The sequence below is a fragment of the Mycolicibacterium sp. MU0050 genome, assembly GCF_963378085.1.
Classification (GTDB): Bacteria; Actinomycetota; Actinomycetes; order Mycobacteriales; family Mycobacteriaceae; genus Mycobacterium; species Mycobacterium wendilense.
Map to the genome: position 1 here is coordinate 1,540,798 of NZ_OY726395.1, position 17,249 is coordinate 1,558,046.

17 protein-coding genes are annotated in these 17,249 nt (G+C 69.0%); 11 read left to right on the forward strand and 6 right to left on the reverse strand.

Annotated elements, in window-relative coordinates:
- The first annotated feature begins 1 nt into the window (after nucleotide 1).
- The 5 genes from R2K23_RS07455 to R2K23_RS07475 all read left to right on the forward strand — a co-directional run bounded on the left by R2K23_RS07455 (nucleotide 2) and on the right by R2K23_RS07475 (nucleotide 4,232).
- Nucleotides 2-835 (forward strand): coniferyl-alcohol dehydrogenase, encoded by an 834-nt coding sequence (locus R2K23_RS07455; RefSeq protein WP_316515669.1) that lies wholly within the window; start codon nucleotides 2-4, stop codon nucleotides 833-835.
- A gap of 3 nt (nucleotides 836-838) precedes the next feature.
- The gene (locus R2K23_RS07460; protein WP_316515670.1) at nucleotides 839-1,837 is read left to right on the forward strand and encodes a cyclase family protein; all 999 of its coding nucleotides are present in this window, start codon (nucleotides 839-841) and stop codon (nucleotides 1,835-1,837) included.
- 31 nt (nucleotides 1,838-1,868) lie between these two features.
- A complete protein-coding gene (locus R2K23_RS07465) occupies nucleotides 1,869-2,483 on the forward strand; it encodes an NADPH-dependent FMN reductase (protein WP_316515672.1) in 615 nt (204 codons plus the stop codon).
- 82 nt (nucleotides 2,484-2,565) lie between these two features.
- Complete coding sequence (locus tag R2K23_RS07470) at nucleotides 2,566-3,435, forward strand: alpha/beta fold hydrolase (protein WP_316515674.1); 870 nt, start codon at nucleotides 2,566-2,568, stop codon at nucleotides 3,433-3,435.
- Nucleotides 3,432-4,232: an SDR family NAD(P)-dependent oxidoreductase gene (locus R2K23_RS07475; protein ID WP_316515676.1), complete on the forward strand. Its 801-nt coding sequence runs from the start codon at nucleotides 3,432-3,434 to the stop codon at nucleotides 4,230-4,232. The genes R2K23_RS07470 and R2K23_RS07475 overlap by 4 nt, the downstream gene beginning before the upstream one ends.
- Here the strand turns inward: R2K23_RS07475 and R2K23_RS07480 are convergent.
- On the reverse strand, nucleotides 4,214-4,948 hold the full coding sequence (locus R2K23_RS07480; RefSeq protein ID WP_316515678.1) for an alpha/beta fold hydrolase: 735 nt from the start codon (nucleotides 4,946-4,948) through the stop codon (nucleotides 4,214-4,216). The genes R2K23_RS07475 and R2K23_RS07480 overlap by 19 nt on opposite strands.
- 101 nt (nucleotides 4,949-5,049) lie before the next feature.
- Here R2K23_RS07480 and R2K23_RS07485 point away from each other — a divergent pair, with 101 nt between their 5' ends.
- From R2K23_RS07485 to R2K23_RS07495, 3 genes are all read left to right on the forward strand, one after another.
- Nucleotides 5,050-5,751: a TetR/AcrR family transcriptional regulator gene (locus tag R2K23_RS07485; RefSeq protein ID WP_316515679.1), complete on the forward strand. Its 702-nt coding sequence runs from the start codon at nucleotides 5,050-5,052 to the stop codon at nucleotides 5,749-5,751.
- Nucleotides 5,748-5,942 (forward strand): ferredoxin, encoded by a 195-nt coding sequence (locus R2K23_RS07490; RefSeq protein WP_316515681.1) that lies wholly within the window; start codon nucleotides 5,748-5,750, stop codon nucleotides 5,940-5,942. Before R2K23_RS07485 ends, R2K23_RS07490 begins: the two co-directional genes overlap by 4 nt.
- A gap of 99 nt (nucleotides 5,943-6,041) precedes the next feature.
- Nucleotides 6,042-7,226 (forward strand): cytochrome P450, encoded by a 1,185-nt coding sequence (locus tag R2K23_RS07495; protein WP_316517120.1) that lies wholly within the window; start codon nucleotides 6,042-6,044, stop codon nucleotides 7,224-7,226.
- A gap of 197 nt (nucleotides 7,227-7,423) precedes the next feature.
- On the opposite strand, the gene R2K23_RS07500 is transcribed toward R2K23_RS07495, so the two are convergent.
- The 5 genes from R2K23_RS07500 to R2K23_RS07520 are packed head-to-tail and all read right to left on the reverse strand — an operon-like array spanning nucleotide 7,424 to nucleotide 12,176.
- The gene (locus R2K23_RS07500; RefSeq protein WP_316515683.1) at nucleotides 7,424-8,398 is read right to left on the reverse strand and encodes an NADPH:quinone oxidoreductase family protein; all 975 of its coding nucleotides are present in this window, start codon (nucleotides 8,396-8,398) and stop codon (nucleotides 7,424-7,426) included.
- Nucleotides 8,395-9,018 (reverse strand): TetR/AcrR family transcriptional regulator, encoded by a 624-nt coding sequence (locus tag R2K23_RS07505; protein WP_316515685.1) that lies wholly within the window; start codon nucleotides 9,016-9,018, stop codon nucleotides 8,395-8,397. Before R2K23_RS07505 ends, R2K23_RS07500 begins: the two co-directional genes overlap by 4 nt.
- Entirely contained in the window at nucleotides 9,015-10,328 is a 1,314-nt protein-coding gene (locus R2K23_RS07510) for an acyl-CoA dehydrogenase family protein (protein WP_316515686.1), read from the reverse strand. The genes R2K23_RS07505 and R2K23_RS07510 overlap by 4 nt, the downstream gene beginning before the upstream one ends.
- Before the next feature lie 50 nt (nucleotides 10,329-10,378).
- The gene (locus R2K23_RS07515; protein WP_316515690.1) at nucleotides 10,379-11,140 is read right to left on the reverse strand and encodes an SDR family NAD(P)-dependent oxidoreductase; all 762 of its coding nucleotides are present in this window, start codon (nucleotides 11,138-11,140) and stop codon (nucleotides 10,379-10,381) included.
- A 1-nt stretch (nucleotide 11,141) separates the two neighbouring features.
- Nucleotides 11,142-12,176: a phosphotransferase family protein gene (locus tag R2K23_RS07520; RefSeq protein ID WP_316515693.1), complete on the reverse strand. Its 1,035-nt coding sequence runs from the start codon at nucleotides 12,174-12,176 to the stop codon at nucleotides 11,142-11,144.
- Between the two features lie 390 nt (nucleotides 12,177-12,566).
- Between R2K23_RS07520 and R2K23_RS07525 the strand changes: the two genes are divergently transcribed.
- From R2K23_RS07525 to R2K23_RS07535, 3 genes are all read left to right on the forward strand, one after another.
- Complete coding sequence (locus R2K23_RS07525) at nucleotides 12,567-13,739, forward strand: amidohydrolase family protein (protein ID WP_316517122.1); 1,173 nt, start codon at nucleotides 12,567-12,569, stop codon at nucleotides 13,737-13,739.
- Between the two features lie 126 nt (nucleotides 13,740-13,865).
- A complete protein-coding gene (locus R2K23_RS07530; protein ID WP_316515695.1) occupies nucleotides 13,866-14,843 on the forward strand; it encodes an enoyl-CoA hydratase/isomerase family protein in 978 nt (325 codons plus the stop codon).
- A gap of 2 nt (nucleotides 14,844-14,845) precedes the next feature.
- The gene (locus tag R2K23_RS07535) at nucleotides 14,846-17,248 is read left to right on the forward strand and encodes a CaiB/BaiF CoA transferase family protein (RefSeq protein WP_316515698.1); all 2,403 of its coding nucleotides are present in this window, start codon (nucleotides 14,846-14,848) and stop codon (nucleotides 17,246-17,248) included.
- The last annotated feature ends 1 nt before the right edge of the window (nucleotide 17,249 follow it).

A 17,249-nucleotide genomic window follows, 5' to 3' on the forward strand; every position in this document is an offset into this window, starting at 1 on the left:
CGTGGCCACCCTCGACGAGCTGGTGCGTTACGACGGTAAGCACGTGGTGGTCACCGGCTGCGCGTCCGGCATCGGCGCGCAGGTGGCGCGCCAGCTCGGCGAATTGGGCGCCCGGGTAACGGGTCTGGACCGCCGCGATCCGCAGAACGGGGTCGACGACTTCATTGCTGTGGATCTGGCCGACCCCGTTTCGGTGGACGCGGCGGCCGGCGGGGTCGACGGCGGCGTGGACGCGCTGTTCAACGTGGCCGGGGTGTCCTCGGGCATAGGTGATCCGGCGCTGGTGGTCCGGATCAACTTCCTGGGCATGCGGCAGTTCACCGAGACCATGCTGCAGCGAATCCCGGCCGGGGGATCGGTCACCTCGGTGTCCTCGCTGGCCGCCTCCGAGTACCGCGAGAACGCCTCGACCACAGCGGGTCTGGTGGCCACCGCCTCGCCGGAGCAGGGCGTGCAGTGGTGCGCCGACCATCCCGACGCGCTGGCCGAGGGCGGCGGCTACCGGCTGGCCAAGGAAGCGACCATTCTCTACACCATGAGCAAGGTCGCCGAACTAGGTGCGCGCGGGATCCGGATCAACTGCACCGCCCCGGGGGTCACCGAAACACCCATCCTCGATCAGTTGCGAACCGCGTACGGGCAGGGTTATCTCGACTCGTTCACCACGCCGCTGGGACGCGCTTCGACACCGCAGGAGCAAGCCGCGTTGTTGGTGTTCCTCGGCAGCCCCGCCGCCAGTTACGTCACCGGACAGGTGATCTGGGCCGACGGCGGCATCCTGGCCGAGCGGTTCAGCTCGGCGATCGATTCCCTCGACCGGATCTCGGGAAGGTAGGCCATGGCCGGCACAATGCAGGACTTCCGCAAGATGGCCGACGAGGTGCGCAACTGGGGCCGCTGGGGCGCGGCCGACGAGTTGGGCACCCTGAACTTCATCACCGCGGACAAGGTCGCCGAGGCCGCCGGACTTGCCCAGCGCGGCAAGGTGTTCGCGCTCGGCACCGACTTCGGATCCAACGGCCCGCAGGGCGCGTTCAAGTTCCGCAACAACCCGGTGCACACGATGACCGTCGACGGTGGCGACGCCGACACCCTGGTGCGTTACGGTCCGGAGTGGCTGCGCAACGCCGTCGCCCACGACGTCAGCGCGTTCTTCGCCGACAATCCGTTCCGGTTCAACGACGACATGATCGTGATGCCGCTGCAAGCGGCCTCGCAGTGGGATGCGCTGAGCCACGTGTACTACGAGGACAAGCTGTACAACGGTTTTCCCGCGGATTCGGTGACCAGTTTCGGCGCCTATCACTGCGGGATCGACAAGGTCGACGCCGTCGGCATCACCTCGCGCGGGGTGCTGCTCGACTTGGTGCGATTTCGGGGCGCCGAGGTGTTCCTCGAACCGGGCAACCCCGTCACCCCGGAGGAACTCGACGCCGTGGCCGCCAAGCAGGGCGTCGAGGTGCGCAGCGGCGACATCGTGCTGGTCCACACCGGCTGGTGGACCCGGTTCTGCGCGGTCGGCGACGGCGCCGAGGCGGGTTCGGGGTTGGACTGGCGGTGCGCGGCGTGGCTGCACGAGCACGAGGTGGCCGCGGTGGCGGCGGACAACCTGATGGTCGAGGACCCGGACCCGGCCGCCGGTGTCGAGGGCACCTTCCTGCCGATGCACATGCTCTGCCTGCGCGACATGGGGCTGATGCTCGGCGAGTACTGGGATCTGACGGCCCTGGCGGCCGACTGCGCCTCCGACGGCGTCTACGAGTTCCAGCTCGTCGCACCGCCGCTGAGCGTCGTCGGCGCGGTGGGCTCGCCGGTGAATCCGATCGCCATCAAATGACCGAACCGAACGACACCTAGGAAGACACGACGTGGCTGCGACACCCAAGGACCCGGGCTCCGGGGACACCACCGCGAACGACGGACCGCTGATCGTCGGTCTGGGCGGCACCCTGCGGGCCAACTCTTCGACTGAGCGTGCCCTGCGGTACTGCCTGTCCGAGGTCGAGCGTCAGGGCGGGCGCACCCGGCTGTACGCCGGGCCTGACCTGGACCTGCCGATGTATGCGCCGCACGAACTGGAGCGCACCCCGAAGGCCGCCGAGCTGGTCGATGCGCTGCGCAGCGCCGACGCGGTGGTGGTGGCCTCACCGGGCTACCACGGCTCGGTGTCGGGCTTGGTCAAGAATGCGCTGGACTACATCGAGGACCTGCGAGAGGACCCGCGGGTGTACCTCGACGACACCCCATGGGGCTGCATCACCTGCGCGTACGGCTGGCAGGCCGCCGTGGGCACGCTGGGACAGCTACGCGTCATCGGGCATGCGCTGCGCGCCTGGCCCACTCCGCTGGGGGTGGCGATCAACTCCGCGGACCCGGTGTGGGATGCCGACGGGGAACTGGTGGACGAGACGGTGCAGAACCAGTTGCGGATGCTCGCCTCCCAGCTGCTGACCTTCGCCAATTCGAGCGGCGCCCGCAAGTGAACGTCGGCCTCGTGCCCCGCGGCGCACCGGCCGCGGGGTGCCGACGACGTTGCACGGACCCGGACTGAACAGGAGCTGGCAAATGGACACGGGTTATGACCGCAAGACCGTCGTCGTCGACGGTCTGACGACCAGCTACCTGGAGGCCGGCGCCGAGCACGCCGAGACGGTGGTGCTGCTGCACGGCGGCGAGTTCGGCGCGAGCGCCGAGTTGGGCTGGGAGCGCACCATTTCCGCGCTCGGGCAACGATTCCGGGTGCTGGCCCCCGACATGCTGGGGTACGGCCAGACGGCCAAGGTGCTCGACTTCGTCGACGGGCGCGGGATGCGGATCCGCCACCTCGCGGCGTTCTGCGCGGCGGTCGGCGTCGAGGTGGCGCACTTCGTCGGCAACTCGATGGGCGCGATCAACCTCCTGGTCGACGCCACCTCCACCGCGCCGATCCTGCCGATGCGCAGTTTGGTGGCGATCTGCGGCGGCGGCGAGATCCAGAACAACGAGCACATGCGCGCGCTCTACGACTACGACGCCACGCTCCCGGCGATGAAAAGCATTGTGACTGCGCTGTTCTACGCTTCGTCGTACCCCGACGACGAGGCGTACGTGGCGCGCCGCCACGAATCGGCGACGCTGCCGGGAGCCTGGGAGACCATCGCCGCGGCGCGATTCCGCCGGCCCGGTTCCGAGCCACCGGCGGCGGCCTCCAGTCGCCGCGCCTACGAGCGGATCACGGTGCCGGCGCTGATCGTCGAGGGCGGTGGTGACAAGCTACTCCCGCCGGGTTGGGCGGCCGAGATCGCCGGGCAGATCGCCGGCGCACGGTCGGCGGTGATAAACAACGCCGGTCACTGCCCGCAGATCGAGCAGCCCGCGGCCGTCAACGACCTGCTGCTGGCTTTTCTCACCGAGCAGAGCCACAACGACCACCAGAGCGGAGCGCACGCATCATGACCGAGAGCCAGTCCGGCGAACTGAGCGGCAAGGTCGCCGTCATCACCGGGGGAGCGGCGGGCCTGGGCCGCGGCATCGCCGAACGCTTCCTCGCCGAAGGCGCCAAGGTGGTGGTCGGAGACCTCGCCGACGGCCCCCCACTCGACGGTGACTACCGGTTCATCGAAACCGATGTCGCCGACCTCGACCAGATCGCCCGCTTGGTGTCGACCGCCGTGGACTCCTTCGGCGGGTTGGACATCATGGTCAACAACGCCGGGGTTTCCGGCACCATGCACCGGCGCTTCCTCGACGACGACCTGGCCGACTTCGAGCAGGTGATGGCGATCAACCTGCGCGGCGTGATGGCCGGTACCCGCGACGCCGCGCGCTACATGGCCGAACACGGCGGCGGGTCCATCCTGAACCTCACCTCCATCGGCGGCATCCAGGCCGGCGGCGGCGTGCAAACCTACCGGGCTTCGAAGGCCGCGGTCATCCAGTTCACGAAGTCCGTGGCGATCGAACTCGCGCACTACGAGATTCGGGTCAACGCCATCGCACCGGGCAACATCCGCACGGCCATCGTCAAGAAGTCGGCAGCCGGTGAGGATCTCGAGCGACTCGAACAATTCGAGGAGGCCATTCGCGCGCAGATGCGCGCCGACCGCCCCCTGAAGCGCGAGGGCACCGTCGAGGACGTCGCCGAGGCGGCGCTGTACTTCGCCGGGGACCGCTCGCCGTACGTCACCGGCACGGTACTGCCCATCGACGGCGGCACGGTGGCGGGCAAGGTGATTCAGCGCAAACCGAAGTAGCCGGTCACTCCCGCGCGCTCGACGTGGTCTGCGACCAGGCGCGGATACCGGTGTCGGTCGGGGCGGAAGATGTCGTGCGGCGAGTCGTCGAACACGACCAGCTCGGCGGTCGGGAACACCTGTCGATACCGCGCCCAGGCGGCGTCGTCGACGATGCGGCCGGTGCCGCTGCGCACCGCGAGCAGCGGAATGTCCAGCTGCGCCAGCGGTTCCCAGAACGACCGCGCCTGCGCCGCGCGGAAGGTGTCGCGAATGGCGCGCTCGTCGAGGCGGTCTCGCACCGGCGTGCCGCGCCACCGCCCATCCAGCAGGCCGGTGACGTGAGCGTCGCCCAGGACGATCTCCTCGGGCACGTAATCGCCGATGGCGAGCGACCGCACACGATCGCTGTGCTGCAGCGCCCACCAGACCGCGGCCGCGGTGCCGCGCGAGAACGTCACCAGGTGCACGGGCCCGCTGCTCACGGTGTCGATGACCGCGCCGACGTCGCCGCTCAGCGTCTCCAGGTCGTAGCCCCGCGCCGGGGCGTCGCTGCGACCGTGGCCGCGGACCTCCACCACCGCGGTGCGGCGCCCGAAGGACGGAAGGACGGCGCGGTAGTCCTCGGCCACGTCGGTCATCCCCGGGACGAACACGATGGGCGCGCCGCGGTCGTCGCCGCCCGAGTCGAGGTAGTGGATGCGGACGTCGCCGTGGTGGGTGAATGCGGACTTCATCACCGCCATGACTACCAGCCCCGGTCGGCGGGCCGCGAGAGACCCGCGGACTTAAATCAATCACTTGACTTAACGATGGTCGGGCCTGTTGACTTGGGCGTGTGACCGCCACCAAGTCGCCGCGTGCGGACCGGGCCAACGAGACCCGGGAGGCGATCCTGTCGGCGGCCGAGCGGCTCTTCGCCGAACGCGGCGTGTTCGCGGTGTCGAATCGCCAGGTCAGCGACCAGGCCGGGCAGGGCAACAACGCCGCGGTCGGCTACCACTTCGGCACCAAGGCGGACCTGATCCGCGCGATCGTCCGTCGGCACAACGAACCGGTGGAACGGTTGTGTGAGCAGATGGTCGACGAGGTCGAGCGCACCGCGCGGACCACGGGGCGGCCGGCCGAACTGCGCGACTGGGTGCAGTGCCTGGTCCGCCCGCTGGCCGCGCACCTGGCCGAGCTGTCCGGGGCCACCGGCACGTCGACGTACGCGCGGTTCTCGGCGCAGCTGATGCCGGACCCGACGCATCGCGACATCGTTTCCGAGGAGTCGCTGGCGTCGCCGTCGGTGCTCAAGATCATCGAGGGCCTCAACCGGTGCCTGCCGGACATGCCGGCCGAGGTGCGTGTCGAGCGCAACGCGATGGCGCGGCATCTGATCGTGCACATGTTCGCCGAGCAGGAACGGGCCCGGGCCCAGGGGGACCCGACCGTGCGACCGGATTGGGACGCCACCGCCGACGGCCTGGTGGACGCCATCACCGGCCTGCTGCTGGCCCCGGTAACAGCCCACCGTGCAAAGGGAGCACAACCGTGAAAGTCATTGTCGATCAACCCAAGTGCGTGTCGGCAGGCAACTGCGTCGCCAACGCGCCGGAAGTGTTCGATCAGAGCGAGGACGACGGCAGCGTCATCCTGCTCGACGAGAACCCGCCGGACGAACTCGCCGACGCGGTCCGGGAGGCCGTGTCGGCCTGCCCGGCCATGGCCATCCGCGTCGAAGACTGACCGCGCGGCCACCCAGACCCACCCCAACCAGCCCACGCCAGAGGAAGCCCCGTGACCGAAACCTTGACCGACACCGTGACCGACGTCCCCGAGTACCCGATGGAGCGGTCGGCCGCCTGCCCGTTCGCCCCGCCGCCCGGCGTGATGGAACTCGCCGCCGCGGCCCCGCTCTCGCGGGTCCGCATCTGGAACGGCACCACGCCCTGGCTGGTCACCGGCTACGAGGTGGCGCGTGAGTTGTTCGCCGACTCCCGGGTCAGCGTCGACGACCGCAACGAGGGCTTCCCGCACTGGAACGAGCACATGCTCTCGACGGTGTACAAGCGCCCGCGCTCGGTGTTCACCTCCGACGCCGAGGAGCACACCCGCTTTCGCCGGATGCTGTCGCGGCCCTTCACGTTCAAGCGCGTCGAGGGCCTGCGGCCCTACATCCAGCGGGTGACTGACGAGTGCATCGACGCGATGCTGGCCGGCGAGAAGCCCGCCGACATCGTGTCCGGCCTGGCGCTGCCCGTGCCCACCCAGGTGATCAGCGAGATGCTGGGGGTGCCGTACGAGGACCACGAGTTCTTCCAGCATCACGCCAACGTCGGTCTGGCCCGCAACGCCACCGCCGAGGACGGCCAGAAGGGCGCGATGAGCCTGCACGGCTACCTGATCGACCTGGTCAAGAAGAAGATGGAAAACCCCGCCGAGGACGCCATCTCGGATCTGGCCGAGCGGGTCACCGCGGGGGAGATCAGCGTCAAGGAGGCCGCGCAGCTGGGCACCGGGCTGCTGATCGCCGGGCACGAGACCACCGCCAACATGATCGGCATCGGGGTGCTGGCGCTGCTGGAGAACCCGGAACAGGCCGCGCTGCTACGTGACACCGACGATCCGAAGGTGATCGCCAACGCGGTCGAGGAGTTGATGCGCTACCTGAGCATCATCCAGAACGGCCAGCGCCGGGTGGCCCTCGAGGACATCGAGATCGCCGGCGTCACCATCAAGGCCAACGACGGCATCATCTTGGACCTCGCCCCGGCCAACTGGGACGCCGCGGCGTTTGCGGCCCCCGATCAGTTGGACCTGACCCGGGACAACGCCCGCAACGAGCTCGGTTTCGGTTACGGCCGGCATCAGTGCGTCGGCATGCAGCTGGCCCGCGCCGAGCTGCAGATCGTGTTCCACACCCTGCTGCGCCGCATCCCGACCATGCAGCTGGCGATCCCATTCGACGAGGTGCCCTTCAAGCACGACCGACTGGCCTACGGCGTCTACAGCCTGCCGGTCACCTGGTAGGGCTCACCACCTGGTAGGGGCTCACCACCTGCCGCGAGCGCTCATCCCTGTACGGTTTTCGCCAAAATTTCGTACAAGAGTGAGCCCTCGCGGGGGCGGCCACGGCCGAGCGCTCATCCTTGTACGGTTTCCGCCCGATTTGCGTACAAGAGTGAGCGCTCGCGGAAAGGGGGCCGCTGAGCGCTCGCGGCCGGTGGTCAAGCCACGTCGAGGATGACCTTGCCGATCGCCTTGCGGTCGGCGACGAAGCGCAGCGCCGCGGCGGCCTGCGCCAACGGGAACCGGGCACCGATGTACGGCCGGACCTTCCCGTCGGCGAACATCTGAGTCAGCTCGGCGTCGGCCGGGCCGATGTCGTCGGGGTAGTCGGCGGCGAAGGTCCGGATCTCCATGCCCCGCACGGTGATTCCCTTCAGCAGCACCAGGTTCAGCGGAATCGACGGGATGGTGCCGGAGGCGTAACCCAAGGTCACGAACGTGCCGCCGCGGCCCAGCGAGCGCAGCGCCGGCTCGGCGTAGGCCCCGCCGACGGGATCGAGGACGGCGGCCGCCCCCGCGCCGCCGGTGAGCTCCCGGATGCGGTCGCGCAGATTCTCCCGCTCGTAGTCGATGGTCGCGACGGCGCCGCGTTGTGCGCAGACTGCCAGCTTCTCCGGCCCGGAGGCGGCGGCGATGACCCGGGCGCCCATCGCGGTGGCCAGGTCGACGGCGGCCAGCCCGACACCGCCGGCCGCGCCGAGGACCACCACGTGGTCGCCGGGGCGCACCGGCGATACCGTGCGCAGCGTGTAGTAGGCCGTGCGGTAGGTGACACCGAACGCGGCGGCGTCGGCGAAGTCCACCCCGTCCGGCATGCGGGTCAGCGAATTGGCCGGGGCCAGAACCTGTTCGGCGAAGGCGCCGACCATCATCGAGCCTGAGACCCGCTCGCCGGGCCGCCAGGCGACCTCGGGGCCGACGGCCAGGATCTCGCCGGCGAACTCGCTGCCGGGGGAGAACGGCGGGGGGATCCGAACCTGGTAACTGCCGGACAGGAACAGCACGTCGGGGAAGTTCACCGCGGCCGCGCGCACGCGAACCACCACCTCGCCGGGGCCCGGGGTCGGGTCGGGAACCTCCTCGTAGACCAGGCTTTCGGGCGGTCCGTACTCGCGGCACAGCTGGGCTTTCACGGGTTGTCCTCTCCGACCGCATCGAGGCCGCGCAGGCAGAACCGCACGAGATGGGTCACGTCGTCGGGTTCGGGGTGGGTGCCGGAGCCGACGTAGCGGCGCATGGTGGCGATGGTGAGTTGGAAGATCGCCTCGGCGTCGCGTCCGGGGTCGTCGCTGCCGAGCGCGGCGATGGGGGCGATCAACATGTCCCGCATGGGCGCCATGATGCCGGTGACGGAATCGGTGGCCGCCGGGCTGGTCATCTGCTCGACCACCGCCCGGCTCATGCTGGTCAGGTGCGGGTCGGACACCTGCGCCAGCGCGCCGGTGATCCACCGGGCGACCTTGTCGGCGGGGCGGTCGGCCTTGTCCATCTGATGGCTCAGGTAAGACACGACGACCCCGATGCCGCGTTCCATCACCGCCAGCAGCAAGTCGTCCTTGCCGGCGAAATAGCGGTAGAACGCCTTCTTCGACGATCCGGCCTCGGTGACGATGTCGCTGACCCGGGGCGCCTCGGGGGCCACCCGCTGCATCACCGTGATCGCTGCCGCGAGAATGCGTTCCACGTCGTCGGTGGCCTCGCGGTGCCGGGTGTCCAGGGCCCGGTCGACGGCCTGGGCGACCCGGGTGCTCATGGCGTCGGGGCCGGCGGCACCAACGGGATCTCGCTGACCCGGTCGCCGTACTTGACCTTGGCGGCGGCGATCCGGACATCGAGGAATTCGCTGGGCCACTCGGCGTCCTCGGCCTCGTAGTCCTTGAGCAGCATCCGGGCCAGGTTCACCTTGTGCGCCTCGGTGGGGCCGTCGGCCAGCCCGAGCGCGACGCCGCCGAGCAGGACATTGGTCAGCGGCAGTTGTTGGGTGAGGCCCATGGCGCCGTGCACCTGGATGGCGCGCAGCCCGATGGACTTCAACACCTGCGAGGCCAGGATCTTGCACACCCCGATCTCGGCGCGCGCGGCGTGCTCGCCGGCGGTGTCGATCAGCCAGGCGGTGTGCAGGACGGTGAGCCGGAACTGCAGCAACTCGGCGTAGGAGTCCGCGATGAACGCCTGCACCAGCTGCTTGTCGGCCAGCGAACTACCCTGGGTGAAACGGCTTTTCGCCCGGTGCGCCATCATGTCCAGCGCACGCTGGGCCACCCCGATGGACCGCATGGCGTGATGGATGCGCCCGCCGGCCAGCCGCGCCTGCAGGATCTGGAATCCGTGCCCCGGCTCGCCGAGCATCGCCGAGGCGGGCAGCCGCACGTTGTCGTAGTGGATCAACGAATGCCCGGCCTCGTGCGGCAGGGACCCCACCAGGTGGTGGGTGGCCTCGATGTTGACCCCCGGGGTGCCGGCCGGGATCAGGAACGTCGAGGCGCCCCGGTGCACGGGCACGTCCGGGTCGGTGACGGCGACGACGATGAAGAACGACGCCACCGAGGCATTCGAGGAGAAGTACTTGCGGCCGTTGAGCACCCAGTCCTCGCCGTCGCGCACGGCGCGGGTGGTGAAGACCCGCGGATCCGAGCCGCCCTGGGGCTCGGTCATCGAGAAGCAGGAGAAGATCTCCCCCGAGAGCAGCCCGGCCAGGTAGCGCTCCTTCTGCTCGGGCGTGCCGAACCGGGCCAGGATCTCGGCATTACCGGTGTCGGGGGCCTGCGTGCCGAACACGATGGGGGCCCAGCCGCTGCGCCCGAGGATCTCGTTGATCAACGTCAGCTTGACCGCGCCGAACCCCTGACCGCCCAGCTCGGGACCCAGGTGCGGCGCCCACAGCCCGCGGTCCCGGACCTGCTGCTTGAGCGGGTCGACGATGCGGCGCCGGTCCTCGTCGAGGGGGAGGAACTCGCAGCCCGGGAAGAGCACCTCCAGCGGTTCCACCTCCTCGCGCACGAAGTCGCGGATCCAGGCGAGCTTCTCCTCGAACTCGGGTTCCGTCGAGAAATCCCATGCCATGGTGGTCTCCTAAGTTGCTCGGGCAGATGCGGGTTGGGACCCGCCGGTGATCACGGGATGCCGCCGTCGGCCCGCACGATGGAACCGGTGGTGAAACTCGAGGCGTCCGACATCAAAAACAGCGCGGCGCCGACGATTTCGGCCGGGTTGCCGGCGCGCTGCAGCGCGAAGTGGCCGAACGGGTTGTCGACGCCGTCGAAGTCCCAGGCCTTGCTGATGTCGGTGAGGAAGGGCCCGGGCATCAGGGTGTTCACCCGGACGGTGGGGCCGTACGCCTGGGCCAGCCCCTCGGTCATGGCGTTCAGGCCCGCCTTGGAGGCGGCGTAAGGGATGAAGCTCGGGTGCGGCCGCAGCGAGCCGTGGGTGCTGACGTTGATGATCACGCCGCCGCCGGCGGCCACCATCTTCTCGCCGACCAGGGCCGAGAGCCGAAACGGCCCCTTCAGGTTGAGATTGACCACGGCGTCGAACAGCTGCTCGGTGACATCGGTCTGCTTCTCGTACACCGGTGACATGCCGGCGTTGTTCACCAGCACGTCGACCTTGCCGAACCGCTCGTAGGCGGCATCGACCAAGCCGTCCAGCTGATCCCAACGGCCGACGTGCACGGCGTAGGGCAACGCGGCGCGGCCGGTTTCGGCCTCGATCTCGGCGGCGGTGGCCTGGCAGGCGTCCAGCTTCCGGCTGGCGATCACCACGTCGGCACCGCAGCGCGCCGCGGCGAAGGCCATCTCGCGGCCCAACCCGCGGCTGCCGCCGGTGATCAAGACCACCCGGTCGGTGAGGTCGAAAAGTTGTTGTGGAGAGGTCATGTCAGGCTCCTGCGGTGCGGGTGAGCTCGGCCGCGGTGGTCATCAGCTGCGGGACCATCGCCCCCATGGCGGTGGCGACGGCGGGGTCGACCTTGCTGTTCGGGGCCAGCGAGGCCGCGTAGGTCTTCTCCAGCATGATGCCCAGCTTCCAGTTGGCCAGGACCAGGTAGTAACCGATGTCGTCGGTGGGACGGCCGCTGATCGACTCGTAGTGCGCCAGCAGTTCGCTGCGCCGGGGCATGCCGGTCATGTCCAGGTAAAAGCCGTCGCTGCTGGGGTTTTCGCCGTCGTAGCCCAGCAGCGCCCAACCCAGGTCCAGCAGCGGATCGCCCACCGTCGTCATCTCCCAGTCGACGATCGCGGCGAGCCGGGCGGGGCCCCCGTGGGCGTACATCACGTTGGCGAACTGGTAGTCGCCGTGCATGATTCCGGGCGTGTAGTGGGCGGGCTGATTCCGGCGCAGCCACTCGGCGGCGACGTCGAGCCCGGGCAACTCCCGCACCTGATAGGCGGCGAGGAACTTCAGCCAGCGGTCGACCTGGCGCTCGTGGAAACCGTCCGGCCGGCCGAAGCCGTCGAGGCCCGCGGCGCGCCAGTCGACGCGGCCGAGCTTGGCCGCGCCCTCGACGAGCTGGAACGCCAGCCCGGCGCGGGCGTCGAGGTCGGTGTCGAACGGCGCCTGCCAGCCCCCGTTCATCGGGCTCCAGCCGTCGATCTCGGCCATCACGTAGAACGGCTTGCCCAGCACGGTGCCGGCGTCGTCGGCCGCGATGAACCGCGCGTGCGGCACGTCGGTCCCCGACAGCGCGCGGACCAGTCGGATCTCGCGCAGCAGGCCGTCCAACCGAGCGGCGTCGGCGCGCGCGCCCGGCATCCGCAACACCATGCGGTTCTCGCAGCGCCGGACGCGGTACAGCGTGTTCTGGGAACCGCCGGTCAGCAGTTCGAGGACGGGCCGCTCGCCCTGCCCGGGTGCGGCGTGGTCGTCGAGCCAACGGCCCAGGGCGTCGGCGTCGATGTCGATCGGTTGCGGCATGTAACCCCTCACTCTCGCTGCGGAGACTAGCATTCTCCAAAAGGGGAACCAAGAGTCTCCACCGCGGCGCGCGAGCGAGTTTGTGCGACTATCGAACGGATTTCTCCGGCGGCGCAGGTCGGCGTGCCGGGCGGCCGTCTTGAGAATGGATTCTCAGCAAAAGAGAACGCTATTTCCGCACCAAAAAGCCCAACAGGCCTGGTTGGAGCGGTCATCTTGCTGTTGCGAAGACAGGCAAACTGATAATGTCATTACCGATGACTGGGTGCGGCCCTCGCGCGGTACCGTCCGTGCGGCGGCGGCGCTCATGTCAGTTCTTGGAAGAAACCTCGCTCGCGCGGCAGCCCCGCAGAGGAAGCTGAAGCCCGGAACGTTCACGGAAGGTCGATGATGTCCAGTCAGTCCAGCGCCGCCACCTTGTATCCGCCCGGCGGCTTCGGCGCCCCCAAGGATCGTCGCGGCCACGCCACCGGCGACCTCGGGCTGCCGGCGGGCACCGAGGTGTTCTCGGCCGACAATCACATCTCGGTCGCCGACGACATCTTCTACGAGCGCTTCCCCGAGGAGCTCAAGGGCGCCGCGCCGCGCATCTGGTACGAGGACGGCGCCTACATGGTGGGTATGAAGGGCAAGGCGTGGACCGGCGGCGACTTCGGCCGCGTGCTCATGCAGTACGACGATCTCGCCGGGGCTGCCTCCAACAACATCGAGGCGCGCATCCGCGAACTCAAAGAGGACGGCATCGACAAGGAGCTCGCGTTCCCCAATGCGGTGCTGGCCCTGTTCCACTACCCGGACAAGGCGCTGCGGGAACGGGTCTTCCGGATCTACAACGAACACATCGCCGAACTGCAGGAGCGTTCCAACGGGCACTTCTACGGTGTCGGCCTGATCAACTGGTGGGACCCGAAGGGCACCCGCAGCACGCTGGCGGAACTGAAGGCGCTGGGACTCAAGACGTTCCTGCTGCCGCTGAACCCCGGCAAGGACGACGACGGCAACATCTACGACTACGGCAGCACCGCGATGGACGCGGTCTGGGACGAGATCGAGGACGCCGGTCTGCCGGTGTCGCACCACATCGGGGAGACGCCGCCGAAGACGCCGTGCGAACACAACAGCGTGGTTGTGGGCATGATGGTCAACGTCGATTCGTTCCGCGAGCAGTTCGCCAAGTACCTGTTCTCCGGCATCCTCGACCGGCACCCGAAACTGCGGGTCGGCTGGTTCGAGGGTGGAATCGCCTGGGTGCCAACGGCTCTGCAGGACGGCGAGCACATGTTGGCGTCCTACCGGCACATGTTCAACCACGAGCTGCAGCACGACATCCAGCACTACTGGGACCACCACATGAGCGCGTCCTTCATGGTCGACCCGCTGGGCCTCGAGTTGATCGACAAAATCGGCGTCGACAACGTGATGTGGTCCTCGGACTACCCGCACAACGAGAGCACCTTCGGCTACTCGGAGAAGTCGCTGGCCACCGTCGTGTCGGCGGTCGGCCCGGAGAACGCCACCAAGATTGTCAGCACCAACGTCCAGAAGTTCCTCGGCCTGCTGTGACCCCCGGGCGCGCCGGGTCGTCGCGCGCTGAGCGGGTGAGCCGGTAGCGCACGGCGGCGGTGTTCCCGCGACGCCGCGCCGAACCCGGCCGGCCGCTGAAGTTTCTGATGCAAAGGAGATCGTGCAATGGCGCCGTCCGAGACCAGGCCCAGCCCCGAGGAGATCATCCGTTACGAGAAGGACCCCAAGACCAAGATCGCGACCATCACCTTCGATCGGCCGGAGTTCCTCAACGCGCCGACGTCGATGGCCCGGCTGCGCTACGCCGACGTGCTGCGGGCCGCCAACGCGGACAACGACGTGAAGGTCGTGATCATCCGCGGGGTCGGGTCCAACCTGGGTAGCGGGGCCGATCTGCCGGAATTCATGGAGGGCAACGACAACCCGGCGGTACGGCTGGCCGAACTGCGCCTTGAGGACCCAGACATCGCAGGCGAGGGCGGCGTGACGTACCCGCCCAAGGGCACCTTCCGCAACGGGGCCACCATCTCGGCCTGGTACGCGAATTCGCAGGCGGGTAACCGCGCCCTGCAGGACTTCAAGAAGATCAGCATCGTCGAGGCCAAGGGCTACTGCTACGGGTGGCACTTCTACCAGTGCGCCGACGCGGACCTGGTGATCTCCAGCGACGACGCGCTGTTCGGCCACCCGTCGTTCCGGTACCACGGTTGGGGGCCGCGGATGTGGACGTGGGTGCAGATGATGGGTCTGCGCAAGTTCCAGGAGATGGTGTTCACCGGTCGGCCATTCACGGCCGCCGAGATGTATGACTGCAACTTCCTCAACAAGGTGGTGCCGCGCGAGCAACTCGAGGACGAGGTGGCCAAGTACGCGCTGGCGTGTGCCCGGAACCGCCCGGTGGACACCGTGTTCCAGCAGAAGATGTTCTTCGAGATCTTCAAGCAGCAGCAGGGCGAGTACATGGGCAGCCTGCTGTCCGCCTTCTTCGAATCGATGGGCAACGGGGTCGCCAACGACAGCGACGACGACCTGGACATGTTCGAGTCCATCGACAGCGGGTTGTCGGCCGCGGTGAACGACAACGACAGCAAGTTCCCGCCGGAATTCCGGCTCAGCAAGAAGAACCGGGCGAAGCCCGAATAACCATGACCGCACCACTGACCGGCTACACGGTGGTCGACCTGTCCTCCGGCATCGCCGGCGGGTACTGCACCAAGCTACTCGCCGACGGGGGCGCCGACGTCATCAAAGTCGAACCGCCCGAAGGGGATCGGCTGCGCGCCTGGTCGGCCTCCGGCGCCGAGGTCGACGCGGCCGCCGGCGGTGCGCTGTTCAGCTTCCTGGCCGGAGGCAAGCACAGTGTGGTCGCGGATCCGGCCGACCTCGACCTGCTCGAGCGGCTGCTGACGGCCGCCGATGCGGTGGTGTGGTCGCCGGGCTCGCGGCTCACCGAGATCGCCGGGTTGCACCCCGACCGGATCCGGGAGCGGCACCCGGGCCTGACCGTCACCGCGATCACCCCGTTCGGGCTGCATGGCCCGTGGAGCGACCGCGCCGCCACCGAATTCACCCTGCAGGCGTGGTCGGGCGGTGCGCTCGGGATCGGGCGGGGTGAACAGCACCGCGCGCCCGCCCACGTCGGCGGCCAGGTGGGGGACTGGGTGGCCGGCGCCTACGCGGCGGCGCTGACCCTGGCGGTCCGCGCCGGTGGCGGTGGGCAACTGATCGACCTGTCGATGTTGGAGGCCCAGATCCTGGGCCTGACCTACTACCCGGTCACCTACTTCGAGATGTTGGGCCGGCCCTGGCGCACCGAACGTCGCCCCACCGTGCCCGGCGTGGCCGAGGCCGCCGACGGGTTGGTGGCGCTCGGCTGCGGCACCGCGCAGCAGTGGTGGGACCTGTGCGCGATGTCCGGCCACGAAGAGTGGATCGACGAGACCTCGGAACTGACCATCACCGAGCAGGCCAACCTGCACGCCGAGGAACTCTTCGAATGGCTGCGGCACGAAAAGGTCGACGACATCCGCGATCTCGCGTCGGCGTTCCGCATCCCCAACTCGCCGGTGGGCAACGGCGAGAACGTCACCGCGATGGACCATTTCGTCGAGCGGGGCAACTTCACCCGCAACCCGCGCGACGGCTTCCTGCAGCCCACCCATCCGTACCGGCTCTCCGGCGTCGAGCTGTGTGGCCCCGCCCCGGCCCCGCGTCTCGGCGAGCACACCGAGCACTACGCCGCCGCCGAACTTGCGGCCGCGGTCCGCGATCAGCAGCCGAACCCGTTGCCGTTCCAGGGGCTTCGGGTGCTGGACATGACCACCTTCTGGGCCGGCCCGTCGTGCACCCACATCCTGGCCATGCTGGGCGCCGAGGTCATCCACCTGGAGTCCACGCCCCGGCCCGACGGCACCCGGCTGATCGCGGGGATCCCGATCAGCGAACCGCTGTGGTGGGAACGCTCACCGATCTTCTCCGGCCTCAACACCAACAAGAAATGCGTGACGCTGGACTTCCAGACCGAGGCGGGCCGCGACCTGTTGCGCCGGTTGATCGCCGACAGTGACGTGGTGGTGGAGAACTTCACCCCGCGAGTCATCGACCAGCTGGGCCTCGACTACGACAGCGTGCGCGCCCTGCGCGAGGACATCGTGATGGTCCGCATGCCCGGCTTCGGGCTGGACGGGCCGTGGCGGGACAACCCGGCGTTCGCCTACATCATCGAGGACGCAACCGGTTTGAGCTGGCTGACCGGGTATCCGGATCGCACGCCATACGAGCCGTATTCGGTGGGCGATCCCAACGCGGGGGTCCATGCGCTCTCGGCCCTGCTGTTGGCGCTCGAGCATCGCCGGCGCACCGGTCAGGGTGTGCTGGTGGAGGCCGCGATGGCCGATGCCGCGCTGAACGTGGCCGCCGAGCAGGTGATCGAGTACAGCGCCTACGGCGCGCTGCTGCAGCGCGACGGAAACCGCGGGCCGGTGGCCGCTCCGCAGAACATCTATCAGGCCCACGGCATCGACGAGTTCGGCCGCGACGACACCTGGGTGGCGATCGCGATCGCCGACGACGAGCAGTGGCAGGCGCTGGTCACCGCGCTCGGCGGCCCGGCGTGGGCGGTGCGGCCCGAGTTCGCCACGGCCGTGGGCCGCCGCGCCGGACACGACCTCATCGACACCGAGCTCGCGGCGTGGTGTCGCACCCGCAGCGGCGACGAGATCGTCGAAACACTGTGGCCGGCCGGGGTTCCGGTGGCCAAGGTGATGCAGCCGCACCGGCAGACCGAACTGGCTCAGCTGGAGCACCGCGGGTTCTTCGAGCGGGTCGCGCATCCGGCGGCCGGTGCGGCGGCGCACAGCACGCTGCCCGTCCGGCTCTCCGTCGGGCCCGACCGCTACCACCGGGCCCCCGCACCGCTGCTCGGTCAGCACAACCGGGAGATCCTCGGCCGGCTCGGAATGGACGACGCCCAACTGGCGGCCCTGGAGGCCGACGGCGTCATCGGCACCGAACCGGCGATGGGCGGCCGGAAGAAGGCCTCGAAGTAGC

Bases quoted from the DNA above. Each gene is read 5' to 3' on its own strand.
- R2K23_RS07460 (WP_316515670.1), top strand. From the start codon at position 839: ATGGCCGGCACAATGCAGGACTTCCGCAAGATGGCCGACGAGGTGCGC.
- R2K23_RS07470 (WP_316515674.1), top strand. From the start codon at position 2,566: ATGGACACGGGTTATGACCGCAAGACCGTCGTCGTCGACGGTCTGACG.
- R2K23_RS07475 (WP_316515676.1), top strand. From the start codon at position 3,432: ATGACCGAGAGCCAGTCCGGCGAACTGAGCGGCAAGGTCGCCGTCATC.
- R2K23_RS07480 (WP_316515678.1), bottom strand. From the start codon at position 4,948: ATGAAGTCCGCATTCACCCACCACGGCGACGTCCGCATCCACTACCTC.
- R2K23_RS07495 (WP_316517120.1), top strand. From the start codon at position 6,042: ATGGAGCGGTCGGCCGCCTGCCCGTTCGCCCCGCCGCCCGGCGTGATG.
- R2K23_RS07505 (WP_316515685.1), bottom strand. From the start codon at position 9,018: ATGAGCACCCGGGTCGCCCAGGCCGTCGACCGGGCCCTGGACACCCGG.
- R2K23_RS07510 (WP_316515686.1), bottom strand. From the start codon at position 10,328: ATGGCATGGGATTTCTCGACGGAACCCGAGTTCGAGGAGAAGCTCGCC.
- R2K23_RS07515 (WP_316515690.1), bottom strand. From the start codon at position 11,140: ATGACCTCTCCACAACAACTTTTCGACCTCACCGACCGGGTGGTCTTG.
- R2K23_RS07520 (WP_316515693.1), bottom strand. From the start codon at position 12,176: ATGCCGCAACCGATCGACATCGACGCCGACGCCCTGGGCCGTTGGCTC.
- R2K23_RS07525 (WP_316517122.1), top strand. From the start codon at position 12,567: ATGTCCAGTCAGTCCAGCGCCGCCACCTTGTATCCGCCCGGCGGCTTC.
- R2K23_RS07530 (WP_316515695.1), top strand. From the start codon at position 13,866: ATGGCGCCGTCCGAGACCAGGCCCAGCCCCGAGGAGATCATCCGTTAC.
- R2K23_RS07535 (WP_316515698.1), top strand. From the start codon at position 14,846: ATGACCGCACCACTGACCGGCTACACGGTGGTCGACCTGTCCTCCGGC.